22 protein-coding genes are annotated in these 20,156 nt (G+C 39.1%); 16 read left to right on the top strand and 6 right to left on the bottom strand.

The features are described from left to right. Window positions 1–4: 4 nt before the first annotated feature. The 11 genes from WJR50_RS16300 (at window position 5) to WJR50_RS16350 (ending at window position 7,929) form a co-directional block, all read left to right on the top strand. A complete protein-coding gene (locus WJR50_RS16300; RefSeq protein ID WP_341294373.1) occupies window positions 5–487 on the top strand; it encodes a bactofilin family protein in 483 nt (160 codons plus the stop codon). After that, window positions 405–671, top strand: coding sequence for an AtpZ/AtpI family protein (locus tag WJR50_RS16305; protein ID WP_341294374.1), 267 nt, complete (start codon window positions 405–407; stop codon window positions 669–671). The genes WJR50_RS16300 and WJR50_RS16305 overlap by 83 nt, the downstream gene beginning before the upstream one ends. Continuing rightward, complete coding sequence (locus WJR50_RS16310) at window positions 672–1,103, top strand: hypothetical protein (RefSeq protein WP_341294375.1); 432 nt, start codon at window positions 672–674, stop codon at window positions 1,101–1,103. Beyond that, window positions 1,072–2,184 carry a F0F1 ATP synthase subunit A gene (gene atpB / locus WJR50_RS16315; RefSeq protein ID WP_341294376.1) on the top strand — a complete coding sequence of 371 codons (1,113 nt, stop codon included), beginning with the start codon at window positions 1,072–1,074 and terminating at the stop codon, window positions 2,182–2,184. The genes WJR50_RS16310 and atpB overlap by 32 nt, the downstream gene beginning before the upstream one ends. 43 nt (window positions 2,185–2,227) lie before the next feature. After that, the gene (atpE, locus tag WJR50_RS16320) at window positions 2,228–2,488 is read left to right on the top strand and encodes an ATP synthase F0 subunit C (protein ID WP_341294377.1); all 261 of its coding nucleotides are present in this window, start codon (window positions 2,228–2,230) and stop codon (window positions 2,486–2,488) included. 91 nt (window positions 2,489–2,579) lie between these two features. After that, complete coding sequence (locus WJR50_RS16325) at window positions 2,580–3,074, top strand: F0F1 ATP synthase subunit B (protein WP_341294378.1); 495 nt, start codon at window positions 2,580–2,582, stop codon at window positions 3,072–3,074. A 37-nt stretch (window positions 3,075–3,111) separates the two neighbouring features. Then, on the top strand, window positions 3,112–3,669 hold the full coding sequence (gene atpH / locus WJR50_RS16330) for an ATP synthase F1 subunit delta (RefSeq protein ID WP_341294379.1): 558 nt from the start codon (window positions 3,112–3,114) through the stop codon (window positions 3,667–3,669). Window positions 3,670–3,704: 35 nt separating this feature from the next. Then, window positions 3,705–5,285, top strand: a complete 1,581-nt coding sequence (atpA, locus tag WJR50_RS16335; protein WP_341294380.1) for a F0F1 ATP synthase subunit alpha — start codon at window positions 3,705–3,707, stop codon at window positions 5,283–5,285. A gap of 63 nt (window positions 5,286–5,348) precedes the next feature. Continuing rightward, entirely contained in the window at window positions 5,349–6,239 is an 891-nt protein-coding gene (atpG, locus tag WJR50_RS16340) for an ATP synthase F1 subunit gamma (RefSeq protein ID WP_341294381.1), read from the top strand. A 193-nt stretch (window positions 6,240–6,432) separates the two neighbouring features. Next, on the top strand, window positions 6,433–7,269 hold the full coding sequence (locus WJR50_RS16345; protein WP_341294382.1) for a hypothetical protein: 837 nt from the start codon (window positions 6,433–6,435) through the stop codon (window positions 7,267–7,269). Beyond that, window positions 7,270–7,929 (top strand): class I SAM-dependent methyltransferase, encoded by a 660-nt coding sequence (locus WJR50_RS16350; protein ID WP_341294383.1) that lies wholly within the window; start codon window positions 7,270–7,272, stop codon window positions 7,927–7,929. Here WJR50_RS16350 and fbp read toward each other — a convergent pair. From fbp to WJR50_RS16365, 3 genes are all read right to left on the bottom strand, one after another. Next, window positions 7,904–8,911, bottom strand: coding sequence for a class 1 fructose-bisphosphatase (gene fbp, locus WJR50_RS16355; RefSeq protein WP_341294384.1), 1,008 nt, complete (start codon window positions 8,909–8,911; stop codon window positions 7,904–7,906). The genes WJR50_RS16350 and fbp overlap by 26 nt on opposite strands. 45 nt (window positions 8,912–8,956) lie before the next feature. Then, window positions 8,957–9,436 carry a low molecular weight protein-tyrosine-phosphatase gene (locus WJR50_RS16360; protein WP_341294385.1) on the bottom strand — a complete coding sequence of 160 codons (480 nt, stop codon included), beginning with the start codon at window positions 9,434–9,436 and terminating at the stop codon, window positions 8,957–8,959. A 516-nt stretch (window positions 9,437–9,952) separates the two neighbouring features. Continuing rightward, entirely contained in the window at window positions 9,953–11,749 is a 1,797-nt protein-coding gene (locus WJR50_RS16365; RefSeq protein WP_341294386.1) for an acyl-CoA dehydrogenase FadE, read from the bottom strand. 258 nt (window positions 11,750–12,007) lie between these two features. Here WJR50_RS16365 and WJR50_RS16370 point away from each other — a divergent pair, with 258 nt between their 5' ends. Further along, a complete protein-coding gene (locus WJR50_RS16370) occupies window positions 12,008–12,934 on the top strand; it encodes a formate/nitrite transporter family protein (RefSeq protein ID WP_341294387.1) in 927 nt (308 codons plus the stop codon). Window positions 12,935–12,970: 36 nt separating this feature from the next. Here the strand turns inward: WJR50_RS16370 and WJR50_RS16375 are convergent, their stop codons facing one another. Both WJR50_RS16375 and WJR50_RS16380 read right to left on the bottom strand, forming a co-directional pair. Continuing rightward, window positions 12,971–15,406 carry a PspC domain-containing protein gene (locus WJR50_RS16375; RefSeq protein ID WP_341294388.1) on the bottom strand — a complete coding sequence of 812 codons (2,436 nt, stop codon included), beginning with the start codon at window positions 15,404–15,406 and terminating at the stop codon, window positions 12,971–12,973. A gap of 12 nt (window positions 15,407–15,418) precedes the next feature. Beyond that, on the bottom strand, window positions 15,419–15,763 hold the full coding sequence (locus WJR50_RS16380; protein ID WP_341294389.1) for a PadR family transcriptional regulator: 345 nt from the start codon (window positions 15,761–15,763) through the stop codon (window positions 15,419–15,421). 359 nt (window positions 15,764–16,122) lie between these two features. On the opposite strand from WJR50_RS16380, the gene WJR50_RS16385 reads away from it, so the two are divergent. Beyond that, window positions 16,123–16,722 carry a pyridoxamine 5'-phosphate oxidase family protein gene (locus WJR50_RS16385; RefSeq protein ID WP_341294390.1) on the top strand — a complete coding sequence of 200 codons (600 nt, stop codon included), beginning with the start codon at window positions 16,123–16,125 and terminating at the stop codon, window positions 16,720–16,722. Between the two features lie 125 nt (window positions 16,723–16,847). Here WJR50_RS16385 and WJR50_RS16390 read toward each other — a convergent pair whose 3' ends face one another. After that, complete coding sequence (locus WJR50_RS16390; RefSeq protein ID WP_341294391.1) at window positions 16,848–17,015, bottom strand: hypothetical protein; 168 nt, start codon at window positions 17,013–17,015, stop codon at window positions 16,848–16,850. Window positions 17,016–17,261: 246 nt separating this feature from the next. On the opposite strand from WJR50_RS16390, the gene WJR50_RS16395 reads away from it, so the two are divergent. The 3 genes from WJR50_RS16395 (at window position 17,262) to lpcA (ending at window position 20,097) form a co-directional block, all read left to right on the top strand. Further along, entirely contained in the window at window positions 17,262–19,094 is a 1,833-nt protein-coding gene (locus WJR50_RS16395) for an ABC transporter ATP-binding protein (protein ID WP_341294392.1), read from the top strand. A 73-nt stretch (window positions 19,095–19,167) separates the two neighbouring features. Beyond that, window positions 19,168–19,518 (top strand): hypothetical protein, encoded by a 351-nt coding sequence (locus tag WJR50_RS16400; RefSeq protein WP_341294393.1) that lies wholly within the window; start codon window positions 19,168–19,170, stop codon window positions 19,516–19,518. After that, window positions 19,519–20,097, top strand: coding sequence for a D-sedoheptulose 7-phosphate isomerase (lpcA, locus tag WJR50_RS16405; RefSeq protein ID WP_341294394.1), 579 nt, complete (start codon window positions 19,519–19,521; stop codon window positions 20,095–20,097). Window positions 20,098–20,156: the final 59 nt, after the last annotated feature.

Genomic DNA, 20,156 nt, shown 5'->3' on the forward strand with positions numbered 1-20,156 from the left:
TTACATGACAATGTTCAGTAACAATCAAAAAGAGAAGGTAAAGACAGAAGAAGCCACTACCTCAACAAGTAACATAGGAAAAGGCACTTCGGTAGAAGGAGACCTGGCCACAGTAGGAAACATTCGTATTGATGGCGATGTAAAAGGAAACGTTACCTGTAAATCAAAAATTGTCTTAGGGCAATCTTCATACGTAGAAGGCACAGTACTTGCACAAAACGGCGAGATCGGTGGAGAAATACAGGGTTCTATTGAAATTTCTGAATTACTCGTTTTAAGGCCTACTGCTGTCATTCATGGCGATATTGTCACCAACAAGTTAGTTGTGGAATCCGGAGCAACTTTCAATGGATCATGCCGTATGGGTGTCTCAGTAAATGAAATCAACTTTGACGATGAGCCAGATGAATTCCAATCAGAATCAGAAGACGAGCCAGAAGAAGACATCAAGTCAAGCTCCAAAGAAAAAGAATCAAGATCAATTTAAGACCTATGTAAAGTACTCAGGCTTAGCATTTCAAATGGTAGCTGTCTTGGGAGTAGCTGTATGGGGGGGTATGAAATTGGATGATACTATGGGCAATGGTTTTCCGTTATTTACGATTATCTTTGCCCTAATTGCCTTTTCTGGCTCTCTAATTATCACTATCCGAAGCTTACCTAAAGAGTAAATGCTAAAGAAAAAGAAAATTAATTCCTGGCTGGCATTATTTTTATTTGCCACAGTCCTTACTATTGTTGCCTCCCTTGCTCAAATCATCTTTCCCAACCTCATCTATCAAGGGGTTTATTTTATTATTCTTTTTTTCCTTCTCTTAACACTTTTTACTCATTACATCACCTTGATGGGCTTGAAGCATGCCCCTGACAAGTTTGCACTCGTTTACCTGGGTACTATGACTTTCCGTCTTCTCATGAGCATAGGAATTATTTTAATAGTGCTACTTCAGGAGATTCCTGAGAAAATCAATTTTGTGATACATTTCGCCATTGTGTATTTAGCATTTTTAATTTTTGAAATATATGCCTTATTAACTACCTTGCGCTCAAATTTTCAAACGAGGGCAGAAAATGCGGATAAAAAGCAAGAAAAAATACCGTAAGTTATTCTTAATCAGCTACATATTTTCAATAATTAGTGCGCTATCGCTCAATACAGTACATGCTGCAGAGGTAGAGCCTGATCCTGAAACTGAAGGACCTACTGAATTTATCTTTCACCATATTGCCGATTCTTACGATTGGCACTTTGCAACCATAGGCCATACCCATGTCACGCTTCCTCTTCCTATCATCCTTTATTCTGAGGACAGAGGATTAGAAATATTTATGTCTTCTAATTTTTTAGATGAAGACCATAACTATACACCATATAAAGGATATGCATTAGAAGATGACGGTTCGCACCTTGTATCTGTGGAAGGACACACTTTTTACGACTTCTCTCTTACTAAGAATGTAGCAGCGATGATGCTAAGTGTAATTGTGATGTTGATCATCTTTCCTGCCGCTGCATCCAGATACAAGAAAAAGCCTGCTACTGCTCCCCAGGGCATACAGGCTTTCATTGAACCAGTAGTGATATTTATCCGTGATGAAGTGGCTATCCCCGCAATAGGTGAACACAAGTACCAGAGGTTTATGCCCTATTTGCTTACTGTTTTCTTCTTCATACTGATAAATAATCTTCTGGGACTGCTCCCCGGTGCTGCCAACGTAACTGGTAATATTTCCATTACACTAACTTTAGCATTATTCACTTTCATCATTACTCAGTTCAGCGGAAATAAAGACTACTGGAAGCACGTGTTCAATACACCCGGTGTACCCTGGTGGCTGCTTCCTATCATGATTCCTGTTGAGATTATTGGTTTGTTTACCAAGCCATTTTCACTGATGGTAAGGCTTTTTGCCAACATCACTGCTGGTCACATCATTATTCTCAGCATTATCGGATTGATTTTCATTTTTGAAAGCATTGCAGTTGGCCCAGTGAGTATTCTTTTTGCTTCTGTGATGAACTTTCTTGAACTGTTAGTGGCTTTGTTACAGGCTTTTGTATTTACATTACTTTCAGCCATATATTTTGGAGGTGCAGTAGAAGAGCACCATCATGAAGAAGGAAAAGCGCTGGAGGATGAGAATAGTCATGCGCCTTTGCAGTCTGATTCTGCAATGGTATAAATTAGCTTTCATTTGTTTCATTCATATAAATAGTTAAACTCTTATGTTGTTAGCTTTATTATTACAAGCTGCTACCGAAGCGGTTTCCGGATTAGGAACCATGGGAGCAGGTCTTGGTGCCGGAATAGTTGCATTAGGCGCTGGTCTTGGTATCGGAAAAATTGGTGGTTCTGCTATGGAAGCCATCGCTCGCCAGCCTGAGGCTAGCGGACGTATTCAGACAGCTATGATTATCGTAGCTGCACTGATTGAAGGTGTTGCTCTCTTTGGAGTAATTATCTGTCTGATCATAGCTACTGCGTAACGCAAACTTAAAACCGGCTCTCAGCATTAGGCTTTGAGCCGGTTCTTTGATGAAACAAATTATTACTATTCACTATTTAATATAAACCTTAATGGATTTACTTACTCCAGATTTTGGACTGATAGTCTGGCAGATCCTTATCTTCCTGGTTGTACTTTTTGTACTATCTAAATTTGCTTGGAGACCTATCATTAACGGACTAAACGAGCGTGAAAACAGTATCAATGAGTCTTTACTTTCTGCTGAAAAAGCCAGAAACGAAATGGCTGAATTGAAAGCTGATAACGAAAAACTACTTGCCGAAGCGCGGAAAGAAAGAGATAATATCTTAAAAGATGCTACCGCTGCAGCCAACAAACTTCGTGAAGAAGCAAAGGAACAAGCTGCGCAGGAGGGAGCTCGTATTATCGCTGATGCTAAAGCTTCTATTGAAACTCAAAAAAATGCTGCTCTTGCTGAAGTAAAGGATCAGGTTGCTCAGCTCTCCGTACAGATTGCTGAAAAAATCCTGCGCGAAAAACTTAGTGATGATAAAGCACAAAAAGAATACGTATCAAAACTGGTTAATGACTTAAATGTTAATTAACAAATCTGTTTAGCTAAGATAAACCGGACTTTCATTTATGGTTAATACTAGAGTAGCATCCCGCTATGCGAAGTCGCTTTTGGATCTGGCAGTAGAGAAGAAAGTATTAAAAGATGTCTATCAGGATATGGTTTTTTTCCTGGAAACCTGTAAATCCAACCGTGATTTTGTTTTGATGCTTAGAAACCCTATAATCGGTCACGAGAAAAAAAAGATGGTGCTTTATGCCCTCTTTAAAAATAAATTTAACCCTGCTACGCTGGCTTTATTTGATATCATTACCCGCAAAAACAGGGAAAGTTATCTTCCGGCTATCGCCGAATCATTTGAGATACAGTATCGTCAGCATCAGGGCATAGTGAAAGCAAATGTCACTACTCCGATGCCCCTTAATGATGTTTTGAGGAAAAAATTCATAGACATGGTAGCTTCTCAAACAGGAAAGAAAATAGAGCTTGAAGAGAAAGTAGACCCTTCAATTATTGGTGGGTATGTACTCAAAATTGGTGACCAACAGATAGATAACTCTGTTAAAGCAAAACTGAAAACACTTTCGTACGATTTTTCGGACGATAGTTACGTAAAATCAATCTAAACTGAATTTTACTTTAATCTAAAACCTGATATATAATGGCAGAAGTAAGACCTGATGAGGTTTCAGCAATATTAAGAGAACAGCTTTCTAATTTCAAAACAGAAGCTGAACTCGAAGAAGTAGGTACTGTGCTCCAAGTAGGTGATGGTGTAGCACGTATTTACGGCCTCACCCAAGCACAATCTGGTGAGCTTTTAGAATTTGAAAATGGCCTCAATGCTCTTGTACTAAACCTGGAAGAAGATAATGTGGGTGCGGTACTCTTGGGCGAGCAAGGAGATATCAAAGAAGGTGATACTGTAAAGCGTACTAAGCGTATTGCCTCCATAAAAGTTGGTGATGGACTTGCAGGCCGTGTAGTGAATACCCTGGGTGAACCCATTGATGGTAAAGGTCCGATACAAGGAGAGGTTTATGAGCTTCCTATTGAGAGAAGAGCCCCTGGTGTGATCTACCGTCAACCGGTAAATGAACCTCTACAGACGGGAATTAAGGCGATTGACTCCATGATTCCTATTGGAAGAGGGCAACGAGAACTGATTATTGGGGATCGTCAGACTGGAAAAACTGCCGTGGCGCTGGATACCATTATCAACCAAAAAGAATTTTATGAAAAAGGTGAACCAGTCTACTGTATCTATGTAGCTTGCGGTCAAAAGGCTTCTACCGTTGCAGGAGTGGTTTCTGCACTTGAGAAGCATGGAGCTATGGCTTATACCACTGTAGTTTCTGCCTCTGCATCTGACCCTGCTCCAATGCAGTTTTTTGCACCTTTTACTGGAGCCGTTATCGGTGAGTATTTCCGCGATACCGGAAGACCAGCTCTGGTGATCTATGATGACCTTTCAAAACAAGCAGTTGCTTATCGGGAGGTTTCCTTATTACTTCGCAGACCTCCCGGACGTGAAGCTTATCCCGGAGATGTTTTTTACCTGCACTCTCGCCTGCTGGAAAGAGCAGCTAAGCTGAATGCTAATACTGAGATCGTGAAGCAGATGAATGACTTGCCGGAAGTAATCAAGCCTCTGGTAAAAGGTGGCGGTTCTTTGACTGCCTTACCTATCATTGAAACTCAGGCAGGTGACGTTTCTGCGTATATTCCAACCAACGTAATTTCAATTACTGACGGACAGATCTTCCTGGAAACTGGTTTGTTTAATGCTGGTTTACGTCCTGCCATTAACGTAGGTATCTCAGTATCTCGTGTGGGTGGGTCGGCTCAGATAAAGTCAATGAAAAAAGTAGCTGGTACGCTTAAGCTTGACCAGGCCCAGTTCCGTGAATTGGAGGCATTTGCTAAATTTGGTTCTGACCTTGATGCCGCAACGCAGCTTACCATTGACAGAGGTAGAAGAAACCAGCAAATTCTTAAGCAACCTCAATTTTCTCCGCTTTCGGTGGAAGAGCAGGTAGCAATTATCTTCGCTTCTACCAAAGGACACATGGATAAGGTAGCTATAGATAAGGTTAAAGCATTTGAAACTGACTATCTCAACCAGTTGAAAGCACAGCATCGTGATACACTGGATGCATTAGCTGCAGGTAAATTTGACGATAGCATTACAGATGTACTTAAGAAAGTAGCTACTGAGCTTGCTCCGAACTATCAGGAATAGAATAATTATTGCAGAGCTATACTATAATCATAGCTCTGCTTCATAGATTCACAATAAAAAAACATGCCGAGCTTAAAAGCAGTCAAAAGCCGAATAGCATCTGTAAAATCAACGCAGCAGATTACCAAAGCTATGAAAATGGTAGCTGCATCTAAGCTGCGTAGAGCACAGGATCGCCTGTTACAGATGCGTCCATATGCAGTAAAACTCACCAAAATCCTTAATAATGTTTCTTCTAACCTGAGTGAAGAAAACGTGAGCGAGTATGCAAAAAGCAGAGAAGTCAAAAATGTTGTTTTTGTTGTATTCACTTCAGATAAAGGACTTTGTGGAGCATTCAATACCAGCCTCTTCCGCTACCTAAGGCAGCTAATTTCAAATGAATATAGTACCTATGAGCGTAATAATCGTCTAAAAATCATGACAGTGGGAACCAAGGGAAGAGATTATTATAAGCGTAGAGGGCTAGAAATGATAGATGAGTATGCTGACCTTTTTAGTGAGCAAACTTTTGAAAATGTTCGTAATGCAGCCGAAGCAGTGATGAAAATGTATAAGGAAGAAAAAGTAGATAAAGTTATACTTGTCTATAATACTTTCAAAAATGTGGCAACACAGATTGTTACAAACGAACAGTTTTTACCTGTGCAATCATCCACTGAAGATAATGAAGAAAATACTAATGAAAATAGTATTGACTACATATATGAACCTTCTGAAGAATATATTGTGGAAGAGCTCATTCCTCAGTCTTTAAAAATACAGTTTTATAAAGCTTATCTGGAATCTGCTGCTTCTGAACAAGGAGCCAGGATGACAGCTATGGATCAGGCGACAGATAATGCAGGGGAATTACTGAAACAATTGAAGCTTACTTACAACCGTACACGTCAGGCAGCCATTACTAAAGAGATACTGGAAATCGTGGCAGGTGCAGATGCCCTGGAAAGCTAGTCAATGAACATAAATTATATTAATGAAAGCCCTTTTCAGGGCTTTTTTTGTTAGAAGAAGGTGTACAAACCACTGAATCTAATAGTAGAAAATAGCGTGCCCCTGTTATTTTGAAGGATCTGCCAAACTAAAATTCTTATCAGTATTTTATTGGTCATTCTCGTACAACGGATTGTGGATTTAAATTAATTAAATGATAAAAAAGGCGCTAAGATTAGCAAGAACACTCAGCCTGGATATCGTTTTAGGAGCAGTAGTTGGTAGTATGTTTATAGCTGACTATTTACAAGTATATCTTCCTACTTTAAGCCTATGTGCGTTAGCAATGAGTGTATGGCTTATCTATACGACAGATCACCTTTCTGATGCTTATAAAATACCTCATACAGCTCATACTTTCCGTCATCAATTCCATCAAAAACATTTTAAAACCTTAAGCCAACTTTTATTTATCGTCGCAACAGTAGGCATAATACTATTGACACAGCTGCCAATCAATCTAATATTGTGGGGAGGAGGAGTTTTAAGCCTGGTAGGCTTATATTTTTTATCTATTCGCTGGATGAACTTACAAAACGTATTGCACAAAGAGTTTGTCATTGCTGTATTGTATAGTATAGGTGTATTTCTCGCTCCAATTTATATGAGTGGCCTAACTACTTCTCCAACAATCTGGCTCCTTTTTATCCAATATATCTTACTTGCTTTATGCAATCTTTTAATTTTCTCTTGGTACGAAAAAGAGTTGGATCAATTGGATTTTCATATTTCATATGCTACTGCCGTAGGAGATAAAACTTCGGTCAAATCAATTCTTACTTGTATATGGCTTCTTTATTTTATTACTGGAGCGGGAGTATGGTTGTATCATTCTGATGTTCAGTTTCTCATTACTCAATGTATTATCTTATGCATGGTGATTACTTTACATTGCATTTTTCTTTTCCCTTCTTACTTTCGTCAGTACGAAATGTATAGATCAATAGCAGATGCTGTCTTTCTTTATCCTATCCTTTATTTAATCCTGTAAATGCGATTATTTACATTCCAGCATATTGCACCCTACTATGATTTGTTCGCCCAACTTGTTTTTGGTAACACCCTTGACAAAGCTCAAAAACATTTTTTCTCCCTTATTCCTCAAGGAAGTAGTATACTCATAATTGGCGGAGGGAGTGGCAGAATACTGCCTTACTTACTCAAAAACGTACGCCCTAAAAAAATTACTTACGTTGAGGCATCTTCTAACATGCTGAAAATAGCCAAAAGAAAGTCCAGAAAGATATTAAAGAATAGTCAAAATAACATAGAACTAACTTTCATTCATGGTACTGAGGATAACATTTCAGCGGTACAGAAATATGACGTATTGATGACTTTTTTTCTTTTTGACATTTACCCTACTCACCAAGCGAGAAAACTAGCTAATAAGCTTTCGGACTATCTCAAGCCATCAGGAAGTTGGCTATTCGCAGATTTTTGCTTAGAAGGACAAGGATTCCAACTTATTTGGAAGCATATAATGCTTAAGCTGATGTATTCATTTTTCAGACTGGTAAGTAATCTACAAAATCAATCTTTACCAGATTATAAATCAATCTTCAAAGAATTACACTATTTTCCTGTGGAGCAGCAATTTTTCTATCGCAGATTTATCGTAAGCATTATTTATCGGAAACTGCTTTCTTAACACGCTTTAATACTTCATCTACCATGACTGGTGATCCAATATATAGAGGAGTTCGTTGATGAAATGTTTGGGGGTGAATGTCTAAAATTCTCTCACTCCCATTACATGCCTTACCTCCAGCCTGCTCAGCGATAAAGGCTAATGCATTACATTCATATAGTAAGCGAAGTTTACCATCAGGATTTTTTTGAGTAGCAGGATAAAGGTAGATGCCACCCTTTAATAAATTACGATGAAAGTCTCCTACCAATGAGCCAATATAGCGTGCTGAGTACTTTTTGCGTTTACAATCTTCTATATAGTGTATAATATTACTGTCATAATCGTCATAATAGCCTTCATTGATAGAAAATATTTGTCCGTCATTTGGAATCGACATGTTACGATGAGATAGAAAAAACTCACCCAATGATGGGTCATAAGTAAAACCATTCACCTTATTTCCGGTAGTATAAACCAACATCGTTGAGGAGCCGTAAAGTAGGTACCCGGCAGCTACCTGAGCACTTCCTGCCTGTAACACATCGTCAACAGTAGCCTTTGAACCTATAGGAGATTTACGGCGATAAATGGAGAATATAGTACCAATGGAAACATTTACGTCAATATTTGACGATCCATCCAAGGGATCTATGGCTACCAGATACTTTGAGTCTGGATTAAGATGAACGATCTCCTCATTCTCTTCTGAAACTATGGCACAAACCTCTCCCCCATTCTTCAAAGCCCTGGTAAAACGAATATCTGCTACAACATCTAGTTTTTGTTGGTTCTCTCCCTGTACATTAGTTTCACCAAAATCACCAAGTATGTTTCCTAAGCCTGCCCGGTTAATTTCTTTGTTTAAAATTTTACCTGCCAGAGCAATATCTCTCAAAAGCTGTGAAAGTTCTCCCGAAGCGTAAGGAAAATCTTCCTGATTTCTTTTGATAAATCTGTCTAGGGTAGTACCTACCGGAAGTCCAAGCTTACTTGTTGTCATGATAAGATAATTTTACAATGAATCGTCAATACTCACTCAGCACTCTCATATTTGATGTTCTTTTCTTATATAATCTAGTAAATTTTGAGAGCTTTCGTGCAAAATATTGTAAACTTCAGTAAACCCATCCTGCCCACTCCAGTACGGGTCTGGTACATTTAAATTTGCAGGATTATCTTCAAACTCTCTCATCAGGAATACTCGGTATTTCTTAGGAGCTTTAGCATTTTCCAGTTTTAAAATATTTTTCCTATTTTCTTCATCCATAGCAATGATGTAGTTAAAATCATCAAAATCTTTGGTTAAGAATTGCCTTCCTTTATGATCAAGCGATAAACCTTTGGCAACTACTATATCCATTGTGCGACTATCTGGAGGCTCACCAATGTGGTAGTCTGAAGTACCTGCCGAATCACAGCGGATTTTATCTTGAAGGTTATTATCCTTAAGTAGTTGGTTGAATACTGCCTCAGCCATAGGTGAACGGCAAATGTTTCCCAGGCAGACAAATAAAACATTGATCATATCTGACAGACTATTTTGTAAAATCAGAAGTTAGGTGAGTTAATACTAAAATGCCAATACTCTTCCTTTTTAAGTACACATTTTGGTAATAGTAATGCACTGAAAAAAAATATAAAAATCATTACTCATTAAAAAAAAGATGTATGTCTAATGAAATAATAAATGTATGTGAAATAATATTTTGCATTTAAAATAAACGCAAAACACTCAATTTCAATTGATTACGAAAAAAGTATTGAAACATTTTATTTTTTTTGAGGTGAGGGGTTACCTTTCTTATACATCTAGTATATATAGATACATAACACAAATTGTTTTTATTCATACACCTGTTTACAGTAAGAAAACCTTCTTTAAATAAAGAAGGTTTTTCTTTTTAAAACCTTACTTTTTGCAGCACGTTATTATATATGCTAAGATCACTATTTAATTAGTATAATATTAAGTTTTATTGTCCTCCAATAAAAAAGCCAACCCAAAATTGGGTTGGCCTTTCTTTTTATTCTCAACTCAGTATTAGAAAGCGTACCTATTTTTTTCAATAAGAAAATCAGCAATTGATCTTCTTAATTCTTTTACATTGTAGAGATCCATTTTAGTAAATCGCTTAAGTCCCATAAGCATTACTCTCTGCTCATCTCCTTTGGCAAAAGATGCAATAGCTTCTTTTCCGCTACTATTAATTTTATCAACTGCCATGTACAGATACAACTGTGCCATTTTGATCTGTTCCTGACAAGCTTCTTCTCCTCTGATACTTACAAGCTTTTCCGTTCGCAGAAGGGTAGATTCAGCAGCATAAATCTCAATCATCATATCTGCGATGTTCATGAGAATTTCCTGCTCATCATCTAACTTTGTTCCAAAGTCCTGAGCAGCTTTTCCTGCCACCATAAGAACAGATTTTTTCAGATTTTTGAGTACATCTTTTTCTTTTGCGAACATTCCTGATAAATCTTTGGCACTAAAATCAGGCACAGAAGTCAACTCCTTACCTACGGCCATAGCTGGTCCAAGTAAATTAATCTCTCCTTTAAAAGCCCGTTTCAATGTCATACCTACCAGCAACATCCGGTTGATCTCATTGGTCCCTTCATAAATTCTTGAAATTCTTGCATCACGATAAGCTCTTTCCATGGGAGCTTCTGCTGAGAAGCCCATACCTCCATAAATCTGAACGCCTTCGTCTACACAGTAATCCAAAATTTCCGAACCATGCACTTTCATCATTGCACACTCAATTGCAAATTGTTCCACTCCTTTCAACTTAGCTTCAGACTCTGGCATTCCTTCATCTATAAGGGCTTGTATACGGTCTTCAATATCCTGACCAGCCCGATAGTCAGCAGATTCTGTAGCATATATCAAAGTAGCCATGTTGGCCAGTTTCTGCTTTATCGCACCAAAATTTGAAATGGAAACACCAAACTGCTTGCGTTCATTGGCATATCTTACAGAGTCAGTTACCACCTGCTTACAACCTCCAATTACTCCGGCTCCTAGCTTTATTCTTCCTATGTTTAGAATGTTTACTGCAATCTTAAACCCATTGCCTCGTTCGGAAAGCATATTTTCAACCGGCACCATAGTATCATTAAAGAAAACCTGACGGGTAGAAGAACCTTTAATCCCCAGCTTTTTTTCTTCTTCGTTCATCGTAATACCGCCAAAAGATTTCTCCACAATGAAGGCTGACAGATATTTATCATCCTCAATACGGGCAAAAACAATAAAAAGATCAGCAAAGCCGGCATTTGAGATCCACATCTTCTGGCCGGTTATTTTGTAGTGCTTACCGTCTTCTGAAAGAACCGCTTTGGTTTTACCAGAATTGGCATCCGATCCTGCGTCAGGTTCTGTCAAACAGTAACAGGCTTTCCATTCTCCACTTGCCAGTAATGGTAGATACTTTTGTTTTTGTTCTTCTGTACCGTAGTATAATATAGGTAAGGTTCCTATGCCTGTGTGGGCTCCATAAGCAGTAGAGAAAGATCCAGCCGAGCCTATAACATCGGCAATCAACATGGAGGTATTGAAGCTCATTCCTAATCCGCCGTATTCTTCAGGGATAGAGATTCCCAGTAAGCCCAGTTCTCCGGCTTTGTCTAGGAGCGACGGCATAAAACCTGGCTCCATACTATCCATTCGTTCTACATTGGGGGTGATTTCTTTATTGACAAAATCAAGCGTGGCATCTGCCATCATCCTTTGTTCTTCACTAAACTCTTCAGGAATGAAGACATCTTTGGCTTCAGTATCTTTGATCAAAAACTCTCCGCCATTTATGGCTTGTTTTTTTGCAAGTGTATCCATGAGTAGCTGTATTTATCTTTTAATTTTTTACTGTACAAAATGCATACTAATTTGTTATGCATACATAACAAATATAGTAATTTGTATAATAAATAGTATGCATGCATAACATTTTTTTTAAAATAAAACATCATTTCAACATAGATGCGTTCCTTTCAATATTATTTTTACCTGTTGCCTAACTTTTCATTCTTTTAGAGTTATATAGAGACAAAATAGAAAAGTAACGATTACTCAAACTTATTTTAAATAAGTCAGATGGCACATGACCCTGAAATACTTGAAAAACAAAGAAGCGTAGTGGAAAGCCAAGCTGCGCTGGCACGTAAACATGTCAATAACTATAATGGTAAGGACGAGATAGAAAACCTTGATAAGCTCAAAGACGGTGGAGAAATTCTGAAGGAACAAATTCAGATGGCTTTGACAGAATACAGGCGTCATAACAAAGCATTGTTTTTCTCATCCTTTTCTGGTGGCTTAGAAATTGGTTTTAGTCTTTTTTTGATGGGTGCGCTATACACCATGTTTAGTGATACCATGGAAAAACCAAGTCTGGAGATAGCGCTAGCTTTTGCCTATCCTATTGGGTTTATCTTTGTAATACTTGGCCGCTCCGAATTATTTACCGAGCATACAAATTTGGCAGTACTTCCTGTCCTGAATGGATCGGTACGGATTGTTAACCTCTTGGAGCTTTGGGGAATTATATTTATCGGAAACCTAATTGGCGGGTATCTATTTAGCTTAATCCTGGCTCAGATGGGCCCCGCCATGGGAGTAGTAAGTAAAGAAAGCCTTTATTACTTTGCTGATAAAATGGTGCAGTATGACTGGCTGATCACACTGGGTAGCGCTATGTTTGCAGGCTGGTTGATGGGGCTATTGTCCTGGCTGGTGACTTCTTCTAAGGATACCATTAGTCGCATACTGGTGATAATTCTGGTAACTACAGTAATCGGAATTGGCGGGCTTCATCACTCCATTGTGGGTTCTATAGAGGTATTTGCCGGTATGATAGTAGATGAAAGAATTACTATTGTAGATTATCTGCATTTCCAGACTTTTGCCACGCTTGGCAATATATTGGGAGGAACTGTATTCGTAGCAATAGTCAAATACAGCCATTTGGGTAACACAAATCTAATCAGTGAGCGCTTCATGAAAAGCAAAACCGGAAACTAAGTTTTCCGGTTTGACAGTTCAGATAAGCTATTGGATTTATTCAATTGGTGAAACTTTATTCTCATTGCCATTGGTCACGTTAAGATCCGGATTACCACTATACTCAATACGACTAGAGTCATCGGGGTCAACATTCAGTTCGCCTCTTACATTCATTTTGGCTTTTGAGGCACCACTGCTTTCTACACTGGCATCATCAATCTCCATTTCCAACGCATCCAAACGTGCAGCACCACTCAAGTTTGCGTCTATTTGTTGAGCTTTTCCATAAAGTTTCAAGCCAGATGCCCCTCGCATGTTGAGCGAAATACTCTGTACCTCAGCCTCTACAAATGCCTCACTTGAACCCGCCATATCCAGGCTTAGATTATCTGACTTAAAATCACTTACATTCACCTGGGCATTGGCATTCAATCGTAAAGCACTCAAAGTAGGCATTGTCAATGTAACAGCTATCCTTTCCTTATCATCACTGGTAAAAGCTTTTCCATAATTAAACTCCAGAGTGCTATTTCTGGTACTCACTTCCACATCTTCCACTGCATCTTCATCTCCGGTGAGGGTCAGGCTATAAGCAGAATCCTGTCTCACTTCTACCCTGAATGGCCCGGCAACGTTCAAAATTTCAAAATTACTCACTTCAAGGGTTTTAGAGAAACCTCCAGAAACCCCAGACTGAGGAATGCTATCAATTTCGTCGTCCATATTTTCACGCTCTTCGCAGGTAATACATTCCAGACCTTCTTCAGTGAATATAAAAGTGTTGTCTCTCACATCTGAAATACTGTAACCATCACGATAAAGTGTATTTCGGAGGATCAGATTCAGTTCACGGTCAATGATGAAAGGATGCTGGTAGGGAATATAAAGCGTTATATCAACCTCCTGATCTCTGAATTTAGCTCCTTCGTTAAAAGTAAAGACTGGTGGAAAACTGATTGTGGAATCTTCTACTTCTACCTTATAAGAAACCATTTGCGCATATTCAATTGCTGTTTTACGATTTCTTCCTCTGGCTTCAAACTCTGTTTGCAGTTCAAACCCATTTTCCTCATGTCCGCGTAGCATCAGACGCGGTCTGGCAAAGTCATCGCTTTCAGGATAATCACCCAAAGTGAGTACTGCTGTAGAACCATCAAGTGTGATATTTTCATTGGTAGTATACCTTCCTTCTTCTCTAAAATCCATCACAATCTGAGGTATTGTTACACTTAAACCGACCATCGCAACGAACCAAAGTCCAAAAGCACTCCACCATACTGTAGAACTAATGAGTTTCCTCTTCACGATTACTGCAATACCACCTATGATTATCCCCACTGCTGGAATGAATATGGCAATAAATCCAAAAACAGAAGCCGTCGCTGGTACACTTTCCTGAAGAAGTCGTAATGGAAATTCGCCATCAATCACAGGGTCAAATGAAGACAAGCCCAGTAAAATTCCACCTGATACTAATAAGCCAAATAAGAAAGCCCCTCCTATCAAAATCAGTAACAAGCCCAAAAGTACTCTTGCGAGATCTCCAAGTCCGTTAAGAATAGGCCCCAGGGCCCTGCCTAAAGCGTTAATCACGATGGCAATAAGACGGAAAGGAAACAAAATGATTTTCATGAGCAGGCTTTCCTCTCCATTCTCATCTACACTAAAGTTTTTTTTTATACTAGACTCAATATTGGTCAGCGTAACCGGCTCGCCTTTCATTTGCATCTTGTCTGTAAGTGTTTTAGCCTCTGGAGTAATAATCCAGAGGATAACGTAAATCAGCAATCCGGTACCTCCCAAGAATATACTGAGGACAAATAAGAGGCGTATCACCGTCGGGTCTGAACCAAAGTAGGCGGCTATACCTCCTGAGACTCCTCCTATCACCTTGTCATCGGGATTACGAAAGAGCTTTTTAACCTTCGCGTTTTGACTTAGTGAACTGTTACCCGGCAGTACTATCCAGAGTACAATGTAGGTTACTAAAGTAATGGTACCGAAAGAAGCAAAAGCATCTGCGAAGAAGAAGATCAAAAAAACCAGTCTTATCCAGAGCGGATCGGTTTTAAAGTAATGTGCGATTCCTGCAGCAACTCCTCCCAATACTTTACGCTCAGTGTCTCGGTACAGACGCTTACGTCCGTAGGTTTCCTCCTCTGCATCAGCATGAGCCTCATCTGCGGAGGTATAGGTTCTGTATGAAGTTTCTTCTTCCATACCTTCTGCGGCAGCGAAGTCTTCTACATTACCCATGGTTTTGATAACCCCCTCAACATCTTCGCGGGTGATTACCTGTTTGCTATTACTTAACTTGGAAAGAAAAATCTCTGCGATTCTGCTTTCTATATCATCAGTGATTTCTTTGCTGTCCTCATATGTAGAAAAATAGCGGCTTATGGATTCCAGATAGTTCTTTAACAGCTCATAGCCGTCTTCCTCCACATGAAAGATGATACCACTTATGTTTATACTGATATTCTTTTTCATGTCAGACTTCTTTTACGATTTCTTTTGGTGTGAATTGGAAATAATTTGGTTAGTAGAGGCTACCAACTGCTGCCAGGTATTACCCAGCTCATCCAGGAACTCCTGCCCCTTATTGGTCAATTTATAATATTTGCGTGGTGGTCCTGATGTTGATTCTACCCAATGATAGTCAACCAGGCCCGCTTTGCGTAACCTTGTCAGCAGTGGATAGAGCGTGCCTTCCACTACCATTATTTTGGCCGATGTGAGCTCCTCCAGCATATCTGATGCGTACACCTCCCCCCGGGAGATAATGTGTAGGATGCAGTATTCCAGAATACCTTTCCGCATCTGCACCTGTGTGTTCTCAATTTTCATGTTTCAATTTTCAATTGATTTTCAGCGAGATCGCCTTTGCGTCTGCGTGCTTATGCAGCCTGAGACTGACCCAGGAGGCCAGTTCAGGTGATGCACTTGGGTTAACATTGTATTCATGTACAAATGTATTATATAGTACTATGTTATACAAGGTATCTTACAGATTTGTTACACTCAAACTATAAAAAATTACTATTAAATATTTAATGTGCTGATAATCAGCCATATACATAGAAATATTTTTATAAAAAACTGATGATATTTTAAAATCTACCCCATCTCTTTCTTAGTGCTTATAAAATTGTGATACCATCATACTTAAACATTTTTCCATTCTGGTGATTTACCTCATAAAAAATATGATTGAGAAGGAAAGTACTTTAGAGGAGATACTAGCACATGTTTGGGGTACTCTTGCCAGAGGAGGCGCTGACGCTAAACATGCATTTCATTTCCCGGTGCTTGCAACCTGTACCAATAATGAAGTAAGGCAGAGAACACTGGTGTTAAGAGAAACTGATATTCAAAAGCGTCAGCTAATATGCTTTTCGGACGTACGTACACAAAAAGTGAGTGATATAAAAGTAAATAACAATGTCAACTGGCTTTTTTATGATCATCAGCACAAAGAACAGGTTAGGGCAAGCGCTAGAAGTACGATCCACCATATGGATGAGCTGAGCGATAAATATTGGAAAAATATTCCTCCTAAAAACCGTGGAGATTACCTGGGCCCTAAGGCTCCGGGATCAATAGAAAACCATTACTCTGCAAATTTACCAGAAGATTTTTTAGATGGGCCTACAGAAAAAAACACAGCAGTTGGAAGAGAAAACTTCTGTGTAATAGTGAGTGAAGTAAATAAGCTTGATTTTCTGAAGCTTATGAAAGGAGGCCATTTGAGAACACTCTTTACCTGGAACAGCAATAACTGGGAGAAAAACTGGCTAGCCCCTTAATTTCAAAGAAATAATCTTTGATAAACAATCAATCCCAACTCCATTAAAAGAAAGATAAAAAGTAGGGTAGTGCCAAATCCTTTCGTGGTAAGGCACTTAAGGAAACTTTATAACAATCTGTAAAGTTAAGCCTTCTCTTTTTTATCCTTAGTTTCTTCATGTTCTTCTTCTTCACTGTCTTCTTTCATGACAGTCATAACATGAGAAGTAACCAGTGCAGCGACTAAACCTAGTAGACCTGCAACAATCCAGGTAAATAATGATAATCCTTCCGTTCCGAATGAGTCAAACATGTGATATGGATATGTCAGTATGTTAAATAATAAACGCAATTAATTGCCGGGGCAAAATACGGCTGCAATTTTAACCATTTAAGCTTACTTTGACAATGGAATCCCTACTTTTTTAGCACATTTTGTGTTAGGGGATTGGGATACAATATTGCTAAAGTTATGACGACATCAATTACTAACGTAACTTTGCAGGCTTCAAGCCGATTTCTGCATCAATAGGGTAATTGCTTTGATGACACAACAAGTATGAAAACATATCTTCGCATTCTATCATTCGCCAGACCTTACGGCGAATATATACCTCAGTATCTGATCTTTACAACTTTGTCAATCATTTTTGGATTGATCAACTTCGCCATGTTGATTCCCTTACTGGATATTTTATTCAACGAAGGAGGGAATTATGTGCAAGCCGAACTCAGCAGGCCTGAATTTGCTCTAAACTTTGAATATGTTAAATCGGTTTTTTATTTCTACTTTTCTCAAACCATAGAAGAATTTGGGAAAGTAGGTGCACTGGCATTCATCTGTGGAGTAGCAGTAGTTTCAGTCTTTCTTACCAACCTTTTCAGATATGTTTCCGGGGTAACGCTTGCAAAAATCAGGGCCAGAGTAATCAGAAAACTACGCAACCGGATTTTTGACCAGGTAAGCCGCTTACACCTGGGCTACTTTTCCAATGAACGTAAAGGTGATGTGATGTCGCGGATTACCAATGATGTGCAGGAAGTAGAAGCTTCTGTGGTAAATACATTGAAGGTTGTTTTTCGTGATCCGGCCATGATCATTGGCTATTTTACTGTGCTCTTTTTTATGTCTTTTAAGCTTACCATTTTCACATTAATCGTCATGCCGATCTCCGGAATTATTATTTCGGAGATTACCAAACGGCTGAAGAGGAAAGCTACGCAAAGTCAGGAGTCTCTAGGACGCATTGTAAATATACTGGACGAAACTCTTTCGGGTATGCGTATTATTAAAGCTTTTAATGCGCGTGATTGGGTAGGTGAGAAATTTGGTCAGGAGGTTAACAAATACGCAAGAATCAATGTATCTATGGCTCGCCGTCAGGAGTTGGCTTCTCCCCTCTCGGAGTTTATGGGTATTTTTGTAGTGACCGGCATATTATTATATGGTGGTATATTGGTGCTCAATGATAATTCTGAACTCACTGCCAGCCAGTTTATTACCTACATTATCTTTTTCTCTCAAATCCTGTCTCCCGCCAAATCTATCAGTAATGCAGTCAGTAGTATACAGCGTGGTTTGGCTTCAGGAGAAAGAATCTTCAAAACCATTGATACTTTGCCTCAGATTGAAGATAAAGCTGATGCCGTAGCTCTGGAGAGCTTCAATAAAGAAATTACTTTTGAGCATGTTAGTTTCGCATATGAAAATGAACTCGTGCTGAAAGATATTAACCTGAACATTCAAAAAGGTAAAACCGTCGCCATTGTTGGGCCTTCCGGAGGAGGAAAATCAACCATTGCCGACCTTATCCCCCGCTTTTATGACCCGCTTGAGGGTAAAATTTATATTGATGGCATTGACCTGAAGGACGCACAAACTGATTCAGTTCGCAAACTGATGGGAATCGTTACCCAGGAATCTATTCTCTTCAATGATACCATTTACAATAATATCGCCTTTGGCAAACCTGAGGCTAGCGAAGAAGAAGTAATGCGGGCCGCAAAAATTGCCAACGCCCATGATTTTATTATGAATGCACCCCAGCAGTATGAAACCATCATTGGTGAGCGGGGCACCAAACTTTCCGGTGGGCAGAGACAGCGACTCAGCATCGCCCGTGCGGTATTGAAAAACCCTCCTATTCTGATTCTGGACGAAGCCACATCTGCATTAGATTCAGAATCAGAAAAACTAGTACAGGAGGCGCTTACTAACCTGATGAAAAACAGGACCTCAATCGTGATTGCTCACCGCCTGAGTACCATTCAGCATGCGGATGAAATCGTTGTAGTACAACAGGGACGAATCATTGAACAGGGTAAACATAATGAACTGGTAGAAATGGGAGGCTTGTATTATAAACTTACTGAAATGCAGACTGTATCTTAATTAAAAAACAATTAATCCCTTTTTAACTGTTTTGTAAATGAGTATTTTTTGATAAATCTAATACCATAACGCTATGAAACCTTTTAAACTCACGTTATTTTTACTTTTACTTCTTTACCACGCTGTTTTCGTAGGAATCGCTATCAATAACAGTTGGGAGTGGGTTAGCACTAACTTGCAAACCGTACAGTGGATTACCATTGCTGGCCTGGTACTTTTCCTGATTCTTTTACTGATTACTATTCTTGAACGTCAAAACTATCAGCGAAGAATTCACCGACTGGAAGCGGAAAAAGATAACATCAAAGCCAAGGTATACGACATGCAACGTCGTAATGAAGAAATTGATGACTCGATTAAATCATTTGAACAGTCGGTAGAAGGCAAAAATAAACCTAAAAACGAGGATAAAGATAAAGAATAAGTGCAATCTCTAGAAATCATCAGAACAGAACTGGAAGAAGCCAGCCGTGTATTAGATAACTTTTTACAAGACCCTCAAAATATATCGCTCATTGAAGAAGGAGCGTCCCTTTTTGCAGAAACAATTAAGAATGGTGGTAAGATTATTAGCTGTGGTAACGGAGGTTCTCACTGCGATGCCATGCATTTTGCAGAAGAACTTAGCGGTCGCTATCGCGAAAACCGCCCTGCATTACCAGCACTTGCTATTTCTGACCCCAGCCATCTCTCCTGCGTAGGCAATGATTTTGGATACGATTATGTATTTTCCCGCTTTCTTGAAGGTTTAGGTAAAGAAGGTGATGCTCTCTTAGCCATCAGCACGAGTGGCAACTCAAAAAATGTAATTGAGGCCGTTCAGATGGCAAAAGAGAAAAAGATGAAAGTCGTTGCTCTTACCGGAAAAGATGGTGGAAAGTTAGGTCCTCTCGCCGACATTGAAATCAGAGTTCCTCACCAGGGTTTTGCAGATCGGGTACAGGAAATCCACATAAAGGTAATCCACATTCTCATCTTGCTAATTGAGAAACAAGTATTATAAAATTAGTGCTTATCCTACATTGGAATGTAAAGTCAGCATAATGCTTTGCTGTTTACCTT

Origin of the sequence: Catalinimonas locisalis (assembly GCF_038039535.1) — a bacterium.
GTDB lineage: Bacteria > Bacteroidota > Bacteroidia > Cytophagales > Cyclobacteriaceae > Catalinimonas.

Excerpts from the sequence above, each read along its gene's own strand:
- WJR50_RS16300 (WP_341294373.1), top strand. The coding sequence starts at position 5 with ATGACAATGTTCAGTAACAATCAAAAAGAGAAGGTAAAGACAGAAGAA.
- WJR50_RS16305 (WP_341294374.1), top strand. The coding sequence starts at position 405 with ATGAATTCCAATCAGAATCAGAAGACGAGCCAGAAGAAGACATCAAGT.
- WJR50_RS16310 (WP_341294375.1), top strand. The coding sequence starts at position 672 with ATGCTAAAGAAAAAGAAAATTAATTCCTGGCTGGCATTATTTTTATTT.
- atpB (WP_341294376.1), top strand. The coding sequence starts at position 1,072 with ATGCGGATAAAAAGCAAGAAAAAATACCGTAAGTTATTCTTAATCAGC.
- atpE (WP_341294377.1), top strand. The coding sequence starts at position 2,228 with ATGTTGTTAGCTTTATTATTACAAGCTGCTACCGAAGCGGTTTCCGGA.
- WJR50_RS16325 (WP_341294378.1), top strand. The coding sequence starts at position 2,580 with ATGGATTTACTTACTCCAGATTTTGGACTGATAGTCTGGCAGATCCTT.
- atpH (WP_341294379.1), top strand. The coding sequence starts at position 3,112 with ATGGTTAATACTAGAGTAGCATCCCGCTATGCGAAGTCGCTTTTGGAT.
- atpA (WP_341294380.1), top strand. The coding sequence starts at position 3,705 with ATGGCAGAAGTAAGACCTGATGAGGTTTCAGCAATATTAAGAGAACAG.
- atpG (WP_341294381.1), top strand. The coding sequence starts at position 5,349 with ATGCCGAGCTTAAAAGCAGTCAAAAGCCGAATAGCATCTGTAAAATCA.
- WJR50_RS16345 (WP_341294382.1), top strand. The coding sequence starts at position 6,433 with ATGATAAAAAAGGCGCTAAGATTAGCAAGAACACTCAGCCTGGATATC.
- WJR50_RS16350 (WP_341294383.1), top strand. The coding sequence starts at position 7,270 with ATGCGATTATTTACATTCCAGCATATTGCACCCTACTATGATTTGTTC.
- fbp (WP_341294384.1), bottom strand. The coding sequence starts at position 8,911 with ATGACAACAAGTAAGCTTGGACTTCCGGTAGGTACTACCCTAGACAGA.
- WJR50_RS16360 (WP_341294385.1), bottom strand. The coding sequence starts at position 9,436 with ATGATCAATGTTTTATTTGTCTGCCTGGGAAACATTTGCCGTTCACCT.
- WJR50_RS16365 (WP_341294386.1), bottom strand. The coding sequence starts at position 11,749 with ATGGATACACTTGCAAAAAAACAAGCCATAAATGGCGGAGAGTTTTTG.
- WJR50_RS16370 (WP_341294387.1), top strand. The coding sequence starts at position 12,008 with ATGGCACATGACCCTGAAATACTTGAAAAACAAAGAAGCGTAGTGGAA.
- WJR50_RS16375 (WP_341294388.1), bottom strand. The coding sequence starts at position 15,406 with ATGAAAAAGAATATCAGTATAAACATAAGTGGTATCATCTTTCATGTG.
- WJR50_RS16380 (WP_341294389.1), bottom strand. The coding sequence starts at position 15,763 with ATGAAAATTGAGAACACACAGGTGCAGATGCGGAAAGGTATTCTGGAA.
- WJR50_RS16385 (WP_341294390.1), top strand. The coding sequence starts at position 16,123 with ATGATTGAGAAGGAAAGTACTTTAGAGGAGATACTAGCACATGTTTGG.
- WJR50_RS16390 (WP_341294391.1), bottom strand. The coding sequence starts at position 17,015 with ATGTTTGACTCATTCGGAACGGAAGGATTATCATTATTTACCTGGATT.
- WJR50_RS16395 (WP_341294392.1), top strand. The coding sequence starts at position 17,262 with ATGAAAACATATCTTCGCATTCTATCATTCGCCAGACCTTACGGCGAA.
- WJR50_RS16400 (WP_341294393.1), top strand. The coding sequence starts at position 19,168 with ATGAAACCTTTTAAACTCACGTTATTTTTACTTTTACTTCTTTACCAC.